The following is an 18,354-nucleotide window of genomic DNA, read 5'->3' as shown; positions in this document are numbered from 1 at the left end:
ACTCGCCCGTGAGGGGCCCTTCCGAAATCCGGGTCACGAGCTCGAACCCCCGAGCTCTCGAACCCCCGAACCGGAACGGGCCCCTCACGCATGTCCGGGTCCGGCGGCTAGGCTCCACACATGTCTCGAATCGACGGCCGCACCCCCGAACAGCTCCGCCCGGTCACCATCGAACGCGGATGGAGCAAGCACGCCGAGGGCTCCGTCCTCATCTCCTTCGGTGACACCAAGGTCTTCTGCACCGCCTCCGTCACCGAAGGCGTCCCGCGCTGGCGCAAGGGCAGCGGCGAAGGCTGGGTCACCGCCGAATACTCGATGCTGCCCCGCTCCACCAACACTCGCGGCGACCGCGAATCCGTACGCGGCAAGATCGGCGGCCGTACGCACGAGATCTCGCGCCTCATCGGCCGCTCCCTCCGCGCGGTCATCGACTACAAGGCCCTGGGCGAGAACACCATCGTCCTCGACTGCGACGTACTCCAGGCAGACGGCGGCACCCGCACCGCAGCCGTCACCGGCGCCTACGTCGCCCTCGCAGACGCCATCGCCTGGGCCCAGGCCAAGAAGATCGTCAAGCACGGCCGCAAGCCGCTCATCGGCACCGTCGCCGCCGTCAGCGTCGGCATCGTCGACGGCGTCCCCCTCCTCGACCTCTGCTACGAGGAAGACGTCCGCGCCGACACCGACATGAACGTCGTCTGCACCGGCGACGGCCGCTTCGTCGAGGTCCAGGGCACGGCGGAGGCGGAGCCGTTCGACCGCAAGGAACTGAACGCCCTCCTGGACCTCGCGAGCGGCGGCTGCGCCGACCTCACCGCGATCCAGGCCACGGCACTGGAGACCGTGCGAGCCTGAGCAACCGCGGACGCCCACTTGAGCGTCCCCAATGACACGGGCGTACGGGCCGAACCGTACGCCCGTCCACACACCCTCGATCCCGCACACCCGCACACCCGCAAACCCTTACACCCGTGTACCTGGGGGAGGACCCGCTCCATGCGCAGTCGCCGTAGTAGCCGTATCGCACTCGCCGTCGTCACCGCTGTCGCGCTCACCGGCCTCGTCGGCGGCTGCGGAGCCCTCGACAAGGCAATGGACTGCGTCCAGACCGCCGACGCCATAGCCACCAGCGTCGACAAGCTGTCCACGGCCGTGTCCACGGCGGCCGACGACCCCACCCAGCTGACCGAGGCCCTCAACGACATCGACAAGGAACTGACGAGCCTCGAGGACACCACGGACAACGCGGACCTCTCGAAGGCCGTCGACGACCTGAACAAGGCCGTAGACAACGTCCGCACCGCCGTCAACAACGGCGACGAAACCCCAGACATCGCGCCCGTCACCGAGGCTGCCACCGAGATCGGCAAGGTCTGCAGCCCGTAGACCCCGCAGGCCCCGTAGATACTGTGGGGGCATGACCCGCCTGATCCTCGCCACCCGCAACGCCGGGAAAATCACCGAGCTCCACGCGATCCTCGCCGACGCAGGTCTCAGCCACGACCTCGTCGGCGCGGACGCCTACCCCGAGATCCCCGACGTCAAGGAAACCGGCGTCACCTTCGCCGAGAACGCGCTGCTCAAGGCCCACGCCATGGCCCAGGCCACCGGCCTCCCCGCGGTCGCCGACGACTCGGGCCTGGCGGTCGACGTCCTCGGCGGAGCCCCCGGCATCTTCTCGGCCCGCTGGTCCGGCACCCACGGCGACGACACCGCCAACCTGAACCTGCTCCTGGCCCAGCTGGCGGACATCGATGACCCCCACCGCACGGCCCACTTCGCCTGCGCGGCGGCCCTGGCCCTCCCGGACGGCACGGAACGCGTAGTCGAAGGCCGCCTCCAGGGCACCCTCCGCCACACCCCCGCCGGCACGAACGGCTTCGGCTACGACCCCATCCTCCAGCCCGACGGCTACGCCGTAACCTGCGCGGAACTGACCTCGGCAGAGAAAAACGCCATCAGCCACCGAGGCAAGGCGTTCCGGGCGCTGGTACCGGTGGTGCGGGAGCTGCTGGGCTGAGGCATGTCCAATGGTGACGGCTCGGTTCGCGAGTACGCGAGCCGAGCCGTCGGTTATGGTGCGCCCGGTCGGATTCGAACCGACAAACACGACCACCTAAAGATCGCCGCTCAGCCCTTGGCGTACGGGCGCATGCACCGCGCCCACTTTACTGGTCGAAGCCGACTCTTGTGAGGAGAGGCCGACTACGGGAGCCGCCTCCGGCCACCTCGGCACCAGGTACTGGTGATCGCGTGGCAGTTGGGGCACAGCAGTCGGAGGTTATCGGCGCGATCGTCGCTCCAGTCACCGTTGATGTGGTCGACTTCCAGCGTCATGGGCTTCTCGCGCCACACGGGGCCGGTGCCGCAACTGTCACACCGGTCGGGGACACCGGATTCGTACAGTGCGCGACGCAGGAGACTGGTCTTCGTTCGTCGGGCGCCGCTGTGCTTCTGCAGTATGTCCGCAGCGCCTTTGAGGGGTGTCGGCGGTCGCTTGCCGCGCTGATGCCCCTGTCCGAGCAGATGCTCCGAAGGGATTTCGTCCTCGGCCATCCACTCCTTCAGCAGTGCGCTGGCTTGTGCTGTCGGGTCGCCCGAGCCGACGCAGGATGTCGGCGAGGGAGACGGCTGCGGCCACGGCCTCGCGGAGTTGTTCGCGACCGGGCCGCCGCCGCGCCTGCGGTAGCCACGTCGATGGAAATGCGAAACGTCGATGTCGTAGTGGTCGAAGCGGGAGAACAGGTATCGGCGCAGGCGCCCGTACGGCCGGGTGCCGAGGAACGAGATGACCTCGTCGATGTCTGTGCAACGCCCCGCCGCCTCGGCCAGCCGCTCCCGTGTGTACTTCTGGGCCTGGCTCACTGACCGCCACCGATCGCCGGCGTCCGGGTTGCGCGCCCCTTGCCCCGGCCGCGATAGGAGTCGGTCGTCGCATGGCAATTCGGGCACAGGAGACGCAAGTTGCCGATGCGGTTGTCGCGCCAGTTCCCGTCGATGTGATCCACCTCAAGAGGGAGGGGCGAGCCGCGCCACACCGGTTCTGTTCCGCAGAGGGCGCAGTTGTCGGCGGTCCCGAGTTCGAGCATCGCTCGCTTGAGCCGCGTGCTCTGCTCGCGCCGGGCGTTGGCAGGGTCCTGCTGGGTCAGCACCTCCTGTGCCGTGCGATGGCGTCGCCTTGCGCGGTTCGCAGCGCGTCCTTGTGGATCGAAGTGCGAAGTGTCGATCCCCAATGCCTTCACCCGGCGGCTGATGTGGGTGTGATGTCCGCCCACGACTCCGAGACCGAGTCGGCGCAGGACGTCACACATGGTGGTCGAGGTGGCGACGACGGGTTCGAGGACCTCTTTGGTCCACCGCGCGCCTTCACGCTCGAAGTGCGCTATGTCGACGCCCAGTTTCTTCATGCGCCCGTGGACATAACGCCGTGAGGGACTCTTCGGGTCGACCCCCAGCCTGTTGAGTGCTTCGGACAGCGTTCTCGACGAGGACGCAGCCTCTACGAGACGCTCCCGCGTGTACGGGCTTACGGGCATGTTCCCCTCCGCATCCGGCCGCGTGTTCGCGGTCTCGTACGGATCAACGAACTGTTTATCGGAGAGTTACGTCCGAAATGCGGAATCACGTGCGCCACTTGGGGGTGGGGGGAGGGGGGCTTTGGGCGGCCCGGGGCGGTGATTACTTCTGGTGTGGGGGCCGCCTTTACCAAGGTTGGCGGCGGAGGTCCGCCCCTCAAGGGCGCTCCTGCGTCGCGTCGCCTGCGGCGATTGCGCTGCGCTTAACCCTTGACCGCCGGACCTCCGCCGCAATGCTTCTGGGGGGCGGCCCCCGGGGGGAGCCCACGGGGAGGTCCGGGGATTGGCCGTTCACCGTTACCGGGTGGCGGGCCCGGTGAGTGGGGCGCGACAGGTTGAGGGGACGGCTCGGCCCCAGCCTTGGCGACTGCGGGAACGGCCATTGGCGCGCCGTTCCCATTCTCACGCACACGCGCACCCACGACGGAGGCGGTTGATCGGCCGAGCCGACCTGCGGACTCATGTCTGCGCGGGTGGGGCGCGGCAGTTGAATGGGGTGACTCGGGTGGGTTGGGCGTCCGCCCCGGCCGGTGGCGGTTGGTCCTCAAGCGCGTTGCTGGTGTGGGTGGGTGGGCGGTGGGCACCGAAACTCGGAATGCGGCAGGGCGCTGTCGGCGACAACCCCGGCCTTCCGGCCGCATGAGCCCACGAGCCCGATCCTCCGCACCCACCCACCCGCACCGGCCGCGCTCTCCATTGGCCGACGTGGTCTGTGGGTGGCTGGGTGGGTCAGCCACGCGGCTGAGGCGGATGGGAAAGGGGTGTTGGGATTCATCAAGTGCCGGGTTAATTGCGTTCCGGCGGCCCGGAGTGGGCCGTTGCAGCGACCGAATCCCACTAACGATGAAGGGGGGCCGCTGTGTCGGCCGTGGCAGGGGCGGAGTGGTCGAGGTGCCGCCGCACCAGCCACATCAGCCTCGCGCCGAAGCGATATCGTCCCACCCCCGCCGGGATAACGCCCTGAGGCGGTCGAGTTCCCCTCCTCGTCAGACGGTCAGCCCGGCTTGCAGGCATCACGCCTCGGCGGCCGAATCGTGTGTCGCTGGGGGCTGACGTGGCTGGCGGGGCATCGCGTGGACCGAATCCACCACATCACGCCCACCCAAGCCGCCCTTATATGGCCAAAGTGGGGCGAAATGGTTATGCAGGGTTGCCATGTGATGGATTCGGACCACCGAGCCACCCTTCGAGCCCCACCGAGCCCGTCGAGTGCCGCGAGCGCCCCGTCGAGAGCGTCGGGCCCACCCCAGCGGCCGCGCGGCCGCGCGGGCGCGCTATCCGTCCGGCCGGACCATCGGCAGGATCCGCACCCCTGGGTAACCGTCCCCCCACCCACACCGACCAGGTGCTTGAGGCTCCACCGACCACCGTGGTGGGTGGACGCCACAGCCACCCGGGTCACCCCATTCAACTCATGCGTCCCGTCTGCGGACCGGCCGACCCGCAGGTCGACCGCAGAGGCCGGCCGCCCACCGGTGTGGGTGCTCGCGTGCGTGGGAATGGGGATGTCGCACCAGCGGCCGTTCCCGCAGTCGCTGAGCCTGGGGCCGAGCTACCCGCTCAACCTGTCGCGCCCCACCCACTCACCCGCAAGCCACCAACCCGACCTTCGCCCATCCCCCACCTCGCGTGCAGGGCGTTTTTCTTTGGGCCGTCCCCGTGGAAAGCGTTAGCGGTGGGCCGGGGCGGCGGGTCAAGGGTGGGCCGTAGGCACATCGCGCAGCGACGCGACCGAAGGGAGCGCCCTTGACGCGCCGGTCCGGCCCACCGACCCTGGAGCGCTCGGGAACGACCCGAAACCCCAGAAGCGATCCTTGGTTCCGCCCCCCGTGCCCCCGCCTCAGAACCTCGGTTCCGGCCTTTGCGCCGCTACCAGTTCCGCCGCTTCCTCCCTCGTTTCCACCGACGGCGGGGAGCCCGACAAGGGCTTCTTCGCCGTCTCCTTCATGCACGCCACCGCGATGATGCCGATGAGCGCCGCCGCCATCGAGTAGTACGCGGGCATGAGGTTGTTGCCGGTGAGGCTGATCATGCCCGTGATGACCAACGGGGTCGTCCCGCCGAACAACGACGCGGAGAGGTTGTAGCCGACCGACAGCGAGCCGTACCTGACGTTCGTCGGGAACAGCGCCGGGAGCGCCGCCGACATTGTGCCCAGCAGGCAGACCAGCGACAGGCCGAGCATCAGCATGCCGGCGACGATCGCGGGGATGCTGCCCTGCTTGATCAGCAGGAAGGACGGCAGCGAGAGGAAGAAGAAGCCCAGCATGCCCGCCATCAGCAGCGGCTTGCGACCGAAGTGGTCGTTCAGGCGGCCGACCTGGCTGATGATCGCCATCAGGGCCACCATGACGGCCAGCAGGATCAGCAGGCCGTGCGTCTCGCTGTAGCCGAGCTCGTCCGAAAGGTACGTCGGCATGTACGACAGCAGCATGTAGTCCGTCACGTTGTACGCGCCTACCAGGGCGATGCACAGGATCAGCGTCGGCCAGTACTGCCGGAAGATCTTCGCGAGGTCCCCCTTGGCGGTGGTCTCCACCGTGTCGGCGGCCTCGGTGGCGTGGATGTTTCCGGCCTCCAGCTTCTGGAAGGCGGGAGTCTCGTCCAGTCGGAGTCGCAGGTAGAGGCCGACGAGGCCCAGCGGGCCCGCCACCAGGAAGGGGATGCGCCAGCCCCACGCTTCCATGGCGTCGGAGCCCAGCCAGGCCGTCAGGACGGTGACCAGGCCGGCCGCGCCGGTGTAGCCCGCCAGGGTGCCGAATTCGAGGAAGCTACCGAAGAAGCCGCGGCGCTTGTCGGGGGCGTACTCGGCTATGAAGGTGGACGCGCCGCCGTACTCGCCGCCCGTGGAAAAGCCCTGCACCAGGCGGAAGAAGATCAGCAGGACCGGCGCCCAGAAGCCGATCGTGGCGTACGACGGGATCAGGCCGATCGCGAACGTACCGATGGCCATCAGGATCATCGTGAGCGCGAGGACCTTCTTGCGTCCGACCTTGTCGCCCATGGGGCCGAAGACCATGCCGCCGATGGGCCGCACCAGGAACGCGACGGCGAAGGTCGCGAAGGAGGAGAGGAGCTGGGCCGTGTCGTTCCCTGGTGGGAAGAAGACGTGGCCGATCGTCACCGCCAGGTAGCTGTAGATGCCGAAGTCGAACCACTCCATGGCATTGCCGAGCGAGGCGGCCTTGACCGCCCGCCTGACGGCCGCTTCGTCGGTGACGGTGATGTCGGAGCGGCGAAGCGGCGGGTTCTTCCTTCTCCTCGCGGCGCGGAAGAGCGTGCGGTGGCGCTTGATCGCTTCGGGATCGGCCACGTGGTCGGGGCCGTAGCCGGGGCCGGTGGCCATGGCAGGTTCCTTTCTCGGACGCGTTTCCAATGTCCAAGTGGGACTTCTGCCTTTTAATCAGTGCTGCAAACCCATTATTCAGTGCTGCAAACCAAGGCCCCCTGTACTTGCCGGGACCTTGGTCACAACACACCTGGAAGGGAAGGACTGTCAGATGCCGAGGTCCTTGATGATCTTCGCTACGTGGCCGGTCGCCTTCACGTTGTACAGGGCGCGCTCCACCTTGCCGTCCTCGTCCACCACGATCGTCGAGCGGATCACCCCGGTCACCGTCTTGCCGTACAGCTTCTTCTCGCCGAAGGCGCCGTACGCCGTCAGGACCTCCTTGGACGGGTCGCCGACCAGCGTGACCTTGAGGTCTTCCTTCTCGCGGAACTTCGCCAGCTTCTCCGGCTTGTCCGGGGAGACGCCGATGACGTCGTATCCGGCCCCGGCCAGCAGCTCCAGGTTGTCGGTGAAGTCGCAGGCCTGCTTGGTGCAGCCGGGGGTCAGGGCGGCCGGGTAGAAATAGACGATGACCTTGCGGCCCTTGTGGGCGGCGAGGGAGATCTCGGTTCCGTCGGCGTCGGGCAGGGTGAAGTCGGGGGCGGTGTCGCCGGGCTGAAGTCGCTCGCTCGTCATAAGGCGTCGGTCTCCTCGTGCGGGGTGTGGCTCTGTAGCTGTGGCTGTGGCTGTAGCAGAGGTGTACGTGGATACGGTCCCGAGCGTAATGGGGGTGCCGTGGGGTATGGGACGGCCCGAGCTGACAGACTGTCGACGAAGGAATACCGGATTCGGCCCACGACCACGGAGGCAGCGCAGTGTCGGATGCCAGGACCCCTGCGCAGATCGAGGCGGACATCAAGAGCCGGCGTGACCAGCTGGCCGTAACGCTCGACGAGATCGGGGTGCGGCTGCACCCGAAGACGATCGTCGGTGACGCGAAGGCCAGGGTCGCCTCGACCGTGGACCAGACCGCGGGCCGGGCGTTCGTCGCGGTGAACCGGACGGTGTCCGATGTGAAGGCGCAGTTCGTGTCGGAGGACGGCTCGCCGCGCCTTGAGCGACTCGTGCCGGTGGCGCTGGTGGCCGTGGGACTGGTGGGGTTGCTCACCCTGTCGGCGCGCCGCAGGCGAGGCTGACCCTCGGGCCGACGGCGGGCGGCGAGGACAGGTAGGTTCGGGGCGTGAGCGAGAACACCACGCATGGCACCAGGCACGACACCAGGCACGACATCACGCACGACACCACGCACGACAAGCTGCCCATCCGGATGCTGCACGACCGGGTGCTGGTCAGGTCGGACAGCCCCGAGGGCGAGCGCCGCTCGGGCGGCGGCATTCTGATTCCGGCGACCGCGGCGGTCGGCAAGCGGCTGGCCTGGGCCGAGGTGGTCGCGGTCGGCCAGAACGTACGGACCGTGGTGCCGGGCGACCGGGTGCTGTACGACCCGGAGGACCGGGCCGAGGTCGAGGTGCGCGGCACCCCGTACGTACTGATGCGGGAGCGCGATTTGCACGCGGTGGCTTCCGAGCGGGTCTCGGAGGACTCGACCGGCTTGTATTTGTAGGCAGGCTGCTTGCGTCAGGCCCGGTGATCAGGGTCACCGGGCCCTTTCGCTGCCCTTTGCTATGTTGGAAGCACCCCCGACGAGACGCGCCGTACCGGGTTCTACGCAAAGACGACGCACCCCGATGTATCGCTGTTTCCGCGTTTCGTCTTCGGAGGTGCCCCCGTCATGGCTTGGGTTCTGCTTGTTGTCGCCGGTCTGCTCGAAGTGGGCTGGTCGATCGGGATGAAGTACACCGACGGGTTTACGAGGCTCTGGCCCAGTGTGTTCACGGGCGCGGGGATCGTCGCGAGCATGATGCTGCTGTCGCACGCCGCCAAGACGCTGCCGATCGGTACGGCGTACGGCGTGTGGGTCGGCATCGGCGCGGCCGGTGCGGCGGTCCTCGGCATGGTGGTGCTCGGTGAGCCGGCGACCGCCGCCCGGATTTTCTTTGTGTGCCTGCTGCTGGTGGCGGTGGTCGGGCTGAAGGCGACCTCGGGGCACTAGACCACCTCGGGGCACTGGACCACAGACCACGGTGTACTGGCGAGACCACGGTGTACTTGCGGTCGCTAGCCGCTCGTGCTTCTGCCGCGCACCCCGCTCAGGAGGCCGTCCGAGGGTGGGCCGGTGGTGCCGCCCGTGTCGGTGGTGCCCCCGTCCGTGGTCCCGCCGTCGGTCGCGCCCGTGGTGCCGCCTGTGTCGGCCGTACCTCCCGTGTCGGTCGCGCCGCCGGTGTCGGCCGTGCCGCCTGTACCCCCCGTACCGCCCGTGTCCGCGGTTCCGCCGTCGGTGCCGGGGCTGCCCGTCGTGCCGCCGGTGTCCGTCGCGCCGCCCGTGTCGGTGGGGCCGCCGTCGCTCGGACTCCGGGGCGGGTCGTCGTCGGGGTTCTCGCTCGCCGACGGCTCGTCGGACCCGTCGGACCCCTCCGACTCCCCGGTGTCCGGCTCCCCCTCGGACGGCGAGTCGGCCGGCTCCTCCGAGCCGGCCGCCATCTCCAGGTCGAAGTCCTGCACCGGCTTGCCCTCGAGCGCGGCGGCCGTGAACTGGCCCCAGATCTGCGCGGGTGCGCCGCCGCCGTTGATGCGCGGCTGTCCCAGGGCTCCGTACAGCGGCTTCTGTACGCCGGTTTCCGGGTCCTGTCCCATCACCGCGACGACCGTCGCCAGGTCGGGGGTGTAGCCGGCGAACCAGGCGGCCCTGTCCTCCTCGGCCGTGCCGGTCTTGCCCGCTGCCGGGCGGCCCGCGGACTGGGCCGCCGTGCCCGTGCCGCCGTCGACGACGCTCCTGAGGATGGACGTCGTGGTGTCGGCGGCCTCGCGGGAGACACCCTGCCGGGCGTCGGAGCCCGAGCCGGAGCCCGAGCCCGTGCCGGAGCCGGAGCTCGAATCCGAGCCCGTGCCCGATCCGGCCTCCGCCTTCGGGAGGTTGATGATCTGGCCGTCCTTGGTGATCTTCTCGACGATCGTGTACGTGCCGTGCTTGCCGTGGTTGGCGAGCGTCGCGTACGCCTGCGTCATGTCCAGGACGCTGGCGGTGGCGACGCCGAGCGCGATCGACGGGTACGCGTCGAGGCTCGGGGTGTGCTCCGGGATGCCGAGGGCGACGGCGGTGTCCTTCACCTTCGCCGGGCCGACGTCCTGTGCCATCTGCGCGTACACCGCGTTGATGGACTTGTCGGTGGCGGTACGGACGGGCACCTGGCCGTACGAGCGCTGGTCCTCGTTCTCGGGTGCGTACCCCGTCGGGCCGTTCGGGCCTTCCACCATCCGCTTGTTGGTGCCGTCGTAGACGGTGTTCGGCGTGATCTGCCGGCCGTCCTGGGTGGTGGATCCGTTCTCGACGGCCGACGTGAAGACGAACGGCTTGAAGGTGGAGCCGACTTGGTAGTCGCGGCGCGTCGCGTTGTTGACGTACTGCTTCGTGTAGTCGATGCCGCCGTACATCGCGACGACCTTGCCGGTCGCCGGGTCGATGGAGGCGCCGCCGACGCGCACATTGCGGTCGGCCTTGCGGTCCTTGCTCGTCTGCGACGTCACCTTGTCGTCGACGGCCTGGGCGAAGGCGTCCTGCTTGGACTTTTCGAGGGTCGTGGTGATGCGGTAGCCGCCGGTGGCGAGCGTGCCCTCGTCGATGATCTTGTTCTTGGTGAGGTAGTCCCCGACGGCCTGCACGATGTAGCCGCGCTGCCCCGAGAGACTGGAGGCGGGCTTGGCCTCGTGCGGGGCGGGGAACTTGACCGCCGCGCGGTCGGCGGCGCTCAGCCAGTCCTCCTTCACCATTCCGTCGAGTACGTAGTTCCAGCGGCCCAGGGCCGCGCCCTTGTTCTCGGGGTGGGTGGTGATGTCGTACGCGCTGGGGGCGTTGAGGAGCGAGGCGAGGTAGGCGCCTTCGCCGGTGGTGACGTCGTCGATGTCCTTGCCGTAGTACGCCTGGGCGGCGGCCTGGATGCCGTACGCGTTGCGCCCGAAGTAGCTGGTGTTCAGGTACCCCTCGAAGATGTCGTTCTTGCTCTCCTCTCGATCGAGCTTGATCGCGATGAAGAACTCCTTCACCTTTCGGGTGACGGTCTGTTCCTGGCCGAGGTAGTAGTTCTTGACGTACTGCTGAGTGATGGTGGAACCGGACTGCTTGCCCTTGCCGGTGACGGTGTTCCAGCCGGCGCGGAGCATGGCCTGCGGGTCGACGGCCCGCTCGGAATAGAAGTCGCGGTCCTCGGCGGCCAGTACGGCGTGCTGGACGGTCTTCGGGACTTGGGCGAGCTTGACCTTCTCGCGGTTGACCTCGCCGTCGCGCGCGAGCTGGGAGCCGTCGGCGTAGAGGTAGACGTTGCTCTGGGCGGTGGCGGCGCTGTTGGCGGCCGGGATCTTGACGAGCGTGTAGCCGGCGAGGAACGCGCCGATCACGAGCAGGGCGATCAGCAGGAACGTACCGAGGACCATCCGCCAGGTCGGGATCAGGCGGCGCAGGCCGGTGCGCTTGCGCTTGACCTTGCTCTGCCCCTCGGTATTGCCCTGCCCCTTGCGGGTGGCGGGCCGGGTGGCGGGCCGGGCGGAGGGATCGGAGGGGTCCCGGGGCGCCCACCCCTGGGGCTGCTGTGGCTCGTCGCTCATGCTTGTGGAGACTCCCTGGGCGTGGCCAGAGGTTCACTCTCCGGCATAACTGTGTCGTATCGGGCGATTCGCCTGTACGCCCATAGTGCACGCACCGCGAAAAATGCCTGCGGCGGCTGACCCCATTGGGCTACGGTCGGGCGTTTTGGTGCCGAAGCGAATTGAGGGGGTCGGCGTGCGTGTATACGCGGTCGTCGCGGCCGGTGGGTTCCGGCGCCATGCGACGTACCGGGTGGCGACGGCGGCCGGGGTGTTCACCAACACCGTCTTCGGCTTCATCGTGGCGTACACCTTCACAGCCCTGTGGGACGAGCGTCCGCAGCTCGGCGGGTACGACCTGTCGCAGGCCCTCACCTACGTGTGGCTCGGGCAGGCGCTGCTGATGACCGCCGCCATGATGGGCGGCGGCTTCGAGAACGAGCTGATGGAGCGGATCCGTACCGGCGACATCGCGATCGACCTCTACCGCCCCGCCGACCTCCAGCTCTTCTGGCTGGCGAGCGACCTGGGGCGGGCCGCCTTCCACCTCCTCGGACGCGGCGTCGTGCCGATGGCGCTCGGCGCGCTCGCCTTCGATCTGGCGCTGCCCGCCGACCCGCTCGTGTGGGTCGCCTTCCTGGTCGCCGTCGCGCTCGGCGTCGTCGTCAGCTTCGCGATCCGGTTCCTGGCGGCGCTGTCCGCGTTCTGGCTGATCGACGGGGCGGGTGTCGCGCAGATCACCTGGCTCGCCGGGCTCTTCTTCTCCGGGATGGTCCTGCCGCTCACCCTCTTCCCCGGCGCCCTGGGCGCACTCGCGCAGGCGCTGCCCTGGTCGGCGCTGCTTCAGATCCCGGCGGACGTCTTCCTCGGCAAGCACACCGGCTGGGGGCTGGTCCAGGCGTACGCCTTCCAGATCGGCTGGGCGGCGGTGCTGCTGACGGCCGGGCGGCTGCTCCAGACGGTGGCTACGCGCAGGGTGGTGGTTCAGGGTGGCTGAGGCGACGGAGAGCGCGCCGGTGACCGGGACGGGTGAGGCGCGTGAGGTTGTCGGGGCCCTGGGGCAGCTGCGGGCCGGGATCCGGGCGTACCGGATGATCGCGGCGATGTGGATCCGCTCCACGATGGCGTACCGCGCGTCCTTCGCGATGGCGGCCTTCGGGAACTTCGCGGCGACCGGCCTCGACTTCGTCGGAATCCTGCTGATGTTCTCCCACGTGGACGCGCTCGGCGGCTACACCCTGCCTGAGGTGGCCTTCCTCTACGGGACGGCGGGCGCGGCCTTCGGACTCTCCGACCTGGTCATGGGCTCGATGGACCGGCTGGGGCGCCGGGTGCGCGACGGCACGCTGGACACCTTGCTCGTACGGCCGGTCCCGGTCCTCGCGCAGATCGCGGCCGACCGCTTCGCGCTGCGCAGGCTGGGCCGGATCACGCAGGGGCTGCTGGTGCTCGGATACGCGCTGGTGGTGCTGGACATCGCGTGGACGCCGCTGAAGGTGCTGATGCTGCCGGTGATGATTCTGAGCGGGGCGGCGATCTTCGCGGCGGTGTTCGTGGCGGGGGCGGCGTTCCAGTTCTGGGCGCAGGACGCGTCGGAGGTGCAGAACTCCTTCACGTACGGCGGCACCACGCTGCTCCAGTACCCGCCGACGGTGTTCGCGAAGGACCTCGTGCGCGGGGTGACGTTCGTGCTGCCGCTGGCTTTCGTCAACTGGCTGCCGGCGCTGTACGTGCTGGACCGCCCGTACCCCCTGGACCTGCCGTCCTGGCTCGCCTTCCTGCCGCCGGTGGTGGCGGTTGGGTGCTGCGCGCTGGCCGGGGTGGCGTGGCGGGTGGGCCTTCGTTCGTACCGCAGCACGGGGAGCTGACACTTCATGGAGATGGATCCCATCGAGAACTTCATCGAGAACTTCATCGAGCTCGACGGCGTCGAGAAGGTCTTCGACGTACGCCGCAAAACCGGTCGGCTGCGGCGCGAGAAGACGCAGGTGCGGGCGGTCGACGGCATCAGCTTCTCCGTGCCGCGCGGCGAGATGGTCGGCTACATCGGGTCGAACGGCGCCGGCAAGTCCACCACCATCAAGATGCTGACCGGCATCCTGACGCCGAGCGGCGGCCGGGTGCGGGTCGCGGGCATCGATCCGTCGCGGGAGCGGACGCGGCTGGCGCAGCGCATCGGGGTGGTGTTCGGGCAGCGTACGACGCTGTGGTGGGACCTGCCGCTGCGCGACTCGTACCGCCTGATGCACCGGATGTACCGGATCCCGGACGACCGCTTCAAGGTGAACATGGCGCGCTGCGTCGAACTCCTCGACCTGGGCGAGTTGCTGGATGTACCCGTACGGCAGCTGTCGCTGGGGCAGCGGATGCGGGGCGACATCGCGGCGGCGCTGCTGCACGATCCCGAGGTGCTGTACCTGGACGAGCCGACGATCGGCCTGGATGTCATCTCGAAGGCGAAGGTCCGTGACTTCCTGCGGGACTTGAACGCGGAGCGTGGCACGACGGTCCTGCTGACGACGCATGACCTGACCGACATCGAACAGCTGTGCAAGCGCGTGATGGTCATCGACCACGGGCGGCTGGTGTACGACGGGGCGCTGGCCGGGCTGCACGAGGTGGGCGAGAGCGAGCGGACGCTGGTGGTGGATCTGGAGCGCGAGCTGCCGCCGATCGAGGTGGCCGGGGCGCGGGTGGTGAAGGTGGAGGGGCCGAGGCAGTGGCTGGCGTTCCCGGCTTCGGTGTCGGCGGCGCCGCTGGTGGCGGCGGTGGCGGAGAGGTATCCGCTGGTGGACCTGTCGGTGCGGGAGCCGGACATCGAGGCAGTGATCGCGAAGATGTACGCGGACCGCTCGACGCTCTGAACACTGGGACAGAGCCGGGGAGTTGACTAGTCTCATCCTCATGACCAGTGGACTGCCGGAAATGCGTGCCTCCGACGCGGAGCGTGAACGAGTCGCCGAGGTGCTGCGCGATGCGGTCGCCGAGGGGCGGCTGGACATGGAGGAGTTCGACCAGCGTCTCGATGCCGTCTACAAGGCGCGTACGCACGGCGAGCTGGAGCCGCTGGTCCGCGACCTGCCCGTGCCGGGTACGGGCCCGGCCGCATCGGTTGCCCCTCCCGCCTCTTCCGGTACGCCGACCTCCTGGCGGGGCCGGATCGGCGGACCGGCCTCGTCCAGGGGCGCCTTCGCCTTCTGGGGCGGCTTCGGGCGTAAGGGGACGTGGACGGTGGGCCGGAGGTTCACGGCGTTCGCGTTGATGGCCGGCGGCGAAATCGACCTCCGCGAGGCGCGCTTCGAGGACCGCGACACCGTGATCCGCTGCTTCGCGATCATGGGCGGAATGGCGGTCACGGTGCCGCCGGGCCTGGACGTGAACGTCAAGGGCGTCGGCATCATGGGCGGCTTCGGTGAGCGGGGGACGGCGGAGTCGTCCGAGCCGGTGGCGCCGGACTCGCCGCGCGTGACGATCACCGGGTTCGCGCTGATGGGCGGGGTGGACGTCGAACACAAGATCACCCGCGCCGAGAAGCAGCGCCTCAAGGAGGCGCGCAAGCGCGAGAAGCTGGAGAAGAAGGCGGAGTCGGGGTCTGGGTCCAAGTCTGGGCCCAAGTCCGGTTCCAAGTCCGGTTCCGACTCCTCGTCCGGGTCCGAGTCCGAGTCCGGGTCTGATTCCTGGTCCGGTTCCGGGTCCGACTGACCGCAAGAAGCTCGACTGCGGCCCGACCGACCCGCGCTCACACCCCAGCCGCGTCCGTACCCCTGTTCAGGCTCGCGAGGTCGAACGCCATGCCCATGCGCTCGTAGCCCGCGTCGCTCGGGTGCAGGTGGTCGCCCGAGTCGTACGCCGGAAGGAGCCGGTCCGGGGCATACGGGTCGCGCAGCGCCTGGTCGAAGTCCACGACCGCGTCGAAGATGCCGCGCGTACGGATCGCCTCGTTGACGCTGTCCCGCACCGCTTCGAGCTGCGGCGTGTGCGCCCGCGTCCCCTCGAAGGGCATCACCGTCGCGCCGATGACCCGCAGCCCGCGCGCCCGTGCCTGGCGCGCGAGTTGTTCGAGGCCCGCCGTGATGCGCTCCGCGTCGCGCTCGTGCGGCGGCCGCAGGATGTCGTTGATGCCGAGGACGATGACGACCGCCTTGGCCCCGGAGCGTGAGAGCACGTCGCGGTCGAAGCGCGAGAGGCCGCTCGGACCCGTACCGTCGCTGAGCAGCCGGTTTCCGCTGATGCCCTGGTTGAGGACGCCGTAGCGCCCGTCGAGGCGGTCGGCGAGTACGTCCGTCCAGCGGCGGTTCGCGCCGGCCGTGGACGTGACGCCGTCGGTGATGGAGTCGCCGATGACGACGACCGCGCCCTCGGCCTTGCCGCTGAGGACGTCGACGGCGGTGAGGTAGCGCCAGTACGGCGTCTGCCCGGTGTAGGTGTCGCCGAGCGGGTCTTCCGTACGGTCGCCTTCCGCGACGTACGACGTCTGGCGGGCCCGCGGATGGTGGGTCACCGGGCCGCTGGGCGTGGGGGAGTAGGTGGTGACGAGCAGGTCCGCGTCGTACGGCACCTTCAGCAGCGCCGGGTCGCTGACGACCTGTCCGCCCGGCGGGATCAGGACCGAAGGGGAGCCGCCGAAGAGCAGACGGCGCATGGTGCCCTGGGCGGCCGTCGGGGCGCCGGGGGTGGCGGCGACGGCGATCGAGGCGTGCGTGATGTGCAGCGGCTGTACGCCGAAGAGGTTGGAGAGGGTGATGCGGGCGCTGCTGCCGCCGATGCTGGTGTGCACGACGTTACGAATGGAACGCCCGGGGAAGCCTTGCTCCGTGCCCGGCTCGGCGAAGGCCGGCGCGGTGGACCAGGTGCCGATCCACGAGGCGGAGGTGGCGGGGGCCGCGGAACGGAGCGGCGTACGGGGGCGGGCCTCTGTGGTGTCGTCAGGGCCGTGACCGCCGAGCGTCGCTCCGGCGAATATGGCCCCCGAGATGAGGACCACCACCGCGGCGAGCGCGGCGAGCAAGGCATAACCGTTGCGCTTGGTCATGCTCGGTGTATCTCCTCGGGCGCAGGGAGCCCGAGGCTCCGTTCGAACTCACTCCAATGATGCGCCATTGCACCGCCCTGATAGACGTCGGGAACTCGCGGTGCGTTCCAGGAGTAGGTCAGGTAGGGAAAATACGTACGAGATGGTGCGTACGAGATGGTGCGTGCCAGGCTGACGGGTGGAGCGGATGGATCGTAAGACGACGGGACCTGACGGCACGTCTGACCAGGAGCTTTCCGGGTCCGCGGCCGCCCCCCTGCCGCCCTTCGCGTACAGCGCGGCCGACGAGGAGAAGCGTCAGGGCGTACGCCGCATGAAGGCGATGGCCACCGGGCTGCTCCTCCTGGTCGCGCTCATCTACGTACTCGCCACCTGGGCCGAAAAGTCGGGGATCGACGGCTGGCCGGCGTACGTCGCGGCGGCGGCCGAGGCGGGCATGGTGGGCGCGCTGGCGGACTGGTTCGCCGTAACGGCTCTCTTCAAACGTCCGATGGGCCTGCCCATCCCGCACACCGCGATCATCCCGACGAAGAAGGACCAGCTGGGCACGACGCTCGGCTCCTTCGTCGGCGAGAACTTCCTCTCCGAGCACGTCGTACGCACCCGCCTGCGCGCCATCGGCATCGGCAGCCGCGTCGGAGCCTGGCTGGCGGAGCCGGCCCACGCCGACCGCGTCACGGAGGAGCTCTCCACGGCGTTGCGCGGCGCGCTGACCGTCCTGCGCGACTCCGACGTCCAGGCGGTCGTCGGCGAGGCGATCACGCGGCGCGCGGACGCCGCCGAGATCGCCCCGGGGATCGGAAAGGCGCTGGAGAACGTCGTGGCGGACGGCGCGCACGACCGCGCGGTGGACCTGATCTGCACGCGCGCCTATGCGTGGCTGGTGCTTCACGGGGATTCGGTGATGGAGGCGATCGAGGGCGGGGCGCCGGGCTGGACGCCGCGCTTCGTGGACCGGAAGGTCGGCGACCGGGTCTACAAGGAGCTGCTGCGCTTCATCTCCGAGATGCGCGACGAGTCGGACCATCCGGCGCGCGGCGCGATCGACCGCTTCCTGACGGATTTCGCGTCGGACCTCCAGTCGGACGCGGAGACGCGGGCGAGGGTGGAGCGGCTGAAGTCGGAGATTCTGGGGCGGGGGGAGGTCCAGGACGTGATCGCCTCGGCCTGGGCGTCCGTACGCGCGATGATTATTTCGGCGGCGGAGGACGAGCAGAGCGAACTGCGCCTGCGGGTACGGGCCTCACTCATCTCCCTGGGCGCGCGGCTGGCGTCGGAGGAGCGGCTGCAGGGGAAGCTGGAGGGGTGGCTGGAGGGCGCGGCGGTGTACGTGGTGACGACGTACCGCGCGGAGATCACTTCACTGATCAGCGACACGGTGGCGGGCTGGGACGCGGAGCACACGTCGAAGAAGATCGAGGCGCACATCGGCCGGGACCTGCAGTTCATCAGGATCAACGGCACGGTGGTGGGGGCGCTGGCGGGGCTGCTGATTTACACGGTGTCGCATGCGGTGGGCGGTTAGCGCCGGCCTGACGGAAGTGGGCCTGAGGGACTGGCGCTCCGGTCGTCGGTCGCCGGTCGCCGGTCGTCAATCGCCGGTCGCCGGTCGGATCCGGACAGGCGCGCTCCGTGCGGGAATGGTAGGTATCTCCTGATAACGCCGTGCGGTGCCTGCCCCGGTCGCGGGCGCGGTCGGCCCCGGCGCTGGAGCAATTGGGCGGTGCGCTTGGGGCGGTACGGGACGGAGGAGGTCCAGTGGGATGCCCGGGACGGAG

17 protein-coding genes, 1 tRNA gene and 1 riboswitch are annotated in these 18,354 nt (G+C 69.2%); of the genes, 11 read left to right on the top strand and 7 right to left on the bottom strand.

All coding sequences use genetic code 11. From position 1 onward, the window contains the following. The first annotated feature begins 120 nt into the window (after positions 1-120). The 3 genes from rph (at position 121) to rdgB (ending at position 2,020) form a co-directional block, all read left to right on the top strand. Positions 121-855, top strand: coding sequence for a ribonuclease PH (rph, locus tag J7E89_RS06205; RefSeq protein WP_214969254.1), 735 nt, complete (start codon positions 121-123; stop codon positions 853-855). 141 nt (positions 856-996) lie between these two features. Then, entirely contained in the window at positions 997-1,386 is a 390-nt protein-coding gene (locus J7E89_RS06200; protein WP_214969251.1) for a hypothetical protein, read from the top strand. A gap of 31 nt (positions 1,387-1,417) precedes the next feature. Next, on the top strand, positions 1,418-2,020 hold the full coding sequence (gene rdgB / locus J7E89_RS06195) for an RdgB/HAM1 family non-canonical purine NTP pyrophosphatase (protein WP_214969248.1): 603 nt from the start codon (positions 1,418-1,420) through the stop codon (positions 2,018-2,020). 56 nt (positions 2,021-2,076) lie between these two features. Here the strand turns inward: rdgB and J7E89_RS06190 are convergent. From J7E89_RS06190 to bcp, 5 genes are all read right to left on the bottom strand, one after another. After that, positions 2,077-2,152, bottom strand: a tRNA-Leu gene (locus J7E89_RS06190). A 53-nt stretch (positions 2,153-2,205) separates the two neighbouring features. Then, on the bottom strand, positions 2,206-2,865 hold the full coding sequence (locus tag J7E89_RS06185; protein WP_214969246.1) for an HNH endonuclease signature motif containing protein: 660 nt from the start codon (positions 2,863-2,865) through the stop codon (positions 2,206-2,208). After that, complete coding sequence (locus J7E89_RS06180; protein WP_214969244.1) at positions 2,862-3,536, bottom strand: HNH endonuclease signature motif containing protein; 675 nt, start codon at positions 3,534-3,536, stop codon at positions 2,862-2,864. The genes J7E89_RS06185 and J7E89_RS06180 overlap by 4 nt, the downstream gene beginning before the upstream one ends. A gap of 1,879 nt (positions 3,537-5,415) precedes the next feature. After that, a complete protein-coding gene (proP, locus tag J7E89_RS06175) occupies positions 5,416-6,921 on the bottom strand; it encodes a glycine betaine/L-proline transporter ProP (protein WP_214969242.1) in 1,506 nt (501 codons plus the stop codon). A gap of 150 nt (positions 6,922-7,071) precedes the next feature. Continuing rightward, the gene (bcp, locus tag J7E89_RS06170) at positions 7,072-7,542 is read right to left on the bottom strand and encodes a thioredoxin-dependent thiol peroxidase (RefSeq protein ID WP_214969240.1); all 471 of its coding nucleotides are present in this window, start codon (positions 7,540-7,542) and stop codon (positions 7,072-7,074) included. A gap of 179 nt (positions 7,543-7,721) precedes the next feature. Here bcp and J7E89_RS06165 point away from each other — a divergent pair, with 179 nt between their 5' ends. From J7E89_RS06165 to J7E89_RS06155, 3 genes are all read left to right on the top strand, one after another. Then, positions 7,722-8,042 (top strand): DUF3618 domain-containing protein, encoded by a 321-nt coding sequence (locus J7E89_RS06165; RefSeq protein WP_214969237.1) that lies wholly within the window; start codon positions 7,722-7,724, stop codon positions 8,040-8,042. A gap of 131 nt (positions 8,043-8,173) precedes the next feature. After that, a complete protein-coding gene (locus J7E89_RS06160) occupies positions 8,174-8,470 on the top strand; it encodes a co-chaperone GroES (protein WP_214969492.1) in 297 nt (98 codons plus the stop codon). 53 nt (positions 8,471-8,523) lie between these two features. Next, positions 8,524-8,591, top strand: a riboswitch (guanidine-III (ykkC-III) riboswitch). A 47-nt stretch (positions 8,592-8,638) separates the two neighbouring features. Beyond that, positions 8,639-8,959 (top strand): multidrug efflux SMR transporter, encoded by a 321-nt coding sequence (locus J7E89_RS06155; RefSeq protein WP_138897668.1) that lies wholly within the window; start codon positions 8,639-8,641, stop codon positions 8,957-8,959. A gap of 65 nt (positions 8,960-9,024) precedes the next feature. Here the strand turns inward: J7E89_RS06155 and J7E89_RS06150 are convergent, their stop codons facing one another. Continuing rightward, positions 9,025-11,565: a transglycosylase domain-containing protein gene (locus J7E89_RS06150; RefSeq protein WP_214969236.1), complete on the bottom strand. Its 2,541-nt coding sequence runs from the start codon at positions 11,563-11,565 to the stop codon at positions 9,025-9,027. A gap of 175 nt (positions 11,566-11,740) precedes the next feature. Between J7E89_RS06150 and J7E89_RS06145 the strand changes: the two genes are divergently transcribed. Genes J7E89_RS06145 through J7E89_RS06130 form a run of 4 tightly spaced genes read left to right on the top strand, consistent with a single transcriptional unit; the run spans position 11,741 to position 15,246 of the window. Next, complete coding sequence (locus J7E89_RS06145) at positions 11,741-12,541, top strand: ABC-2 family transporter protein (RefSeq protein WP_214969234.1); 801 nt, start codon at positions 11,741-11,743, stop codon at positions 12,539-12,541. Positions 12,542-12,560: 19 nt separating this feature from the next. Beyond that, entirely contained in the window at positions 12,561-13,412 is an 852-nt protein-coding gene (locus tag J7E89_RS06140; protein WP_308315361.1) for an ABC transporter permease, read from the top strand. A gap of 6 nt (positions 13,413-13,418) precedes the next feature. Next, positions 13,419-14,408 (top strand): ATP-binding cassette domain-containing protein, encoded by a 990-nt coding sequence (locus J7E89_RS06135; protein WP_374196788.1) that lies wholly within the window; start codon positions 13,419-13,421, stop codon positions 14,406-14,408. 40 nt (positions 14,409-14,448) lie between these two features. Next, positions 14,449-15,246 carry a DUF1707 domain-containing protein gene (locus tag J7E89_RS06130; RefSeq protein ID WP_214969232.1) on the top strand — a complete coding sequence of 266 codons (798 nt, stop codon included), beginning with the start codon at positions 14,449-14,451 and terminating at the stop codon, positions 15,244-15,246. A 37-nt stretch (positions 15,247-15,283) separates the two neighbouring features. Here J7E89_RS06130 and J7E89_RS06125 read toward each other — a convergent pair whose 3' ends face one another. After that, positions 15,284-16,576 (bottom strand): SGNH/GDSL hydrolase family protein, encoded by a 1,293-nt coding sequence (locus tag J7E89_RS06125; protein WP_214969230.1) that lies wholly within the window; start codon positions 16,574-16,576, stop codon positions 15,284-15,286. A gap of 187 nt (positions 16,577-16,763) precedes the next feature. On the opposite strand from J7E89_RS06125, the gene J7E89_RS06120 reads away from it, so the two are divergent. Beyond that, complete coding sequence (locus tag J7E89_RS06120) at positions 16,764-18,101, top strand: DUF445 domain-containing protein (protein ID WP_214969228.1); 1,338 nt, start codon at positions 16,764-16,766, stop codon at positions 18,099-18,101. The last annotated feature ends 253 nt before the right edge of the window (positions 18,102-18,354 follow it).

Source organism: Streptomyces sp. ISL-100, assembly GCF_018614615.1.
Classification (GTDB): domain Bacteria; phylum Actinomycetota; class Actinomycetes; order Streptomycetales; family Streptomycetaceae; genus Streptomyces.
The sequence above is the reverse complement of the archived record's forward strand: the minus strand, read 5'-3'. Positions and strand labels throughout refer to the sequence as shown.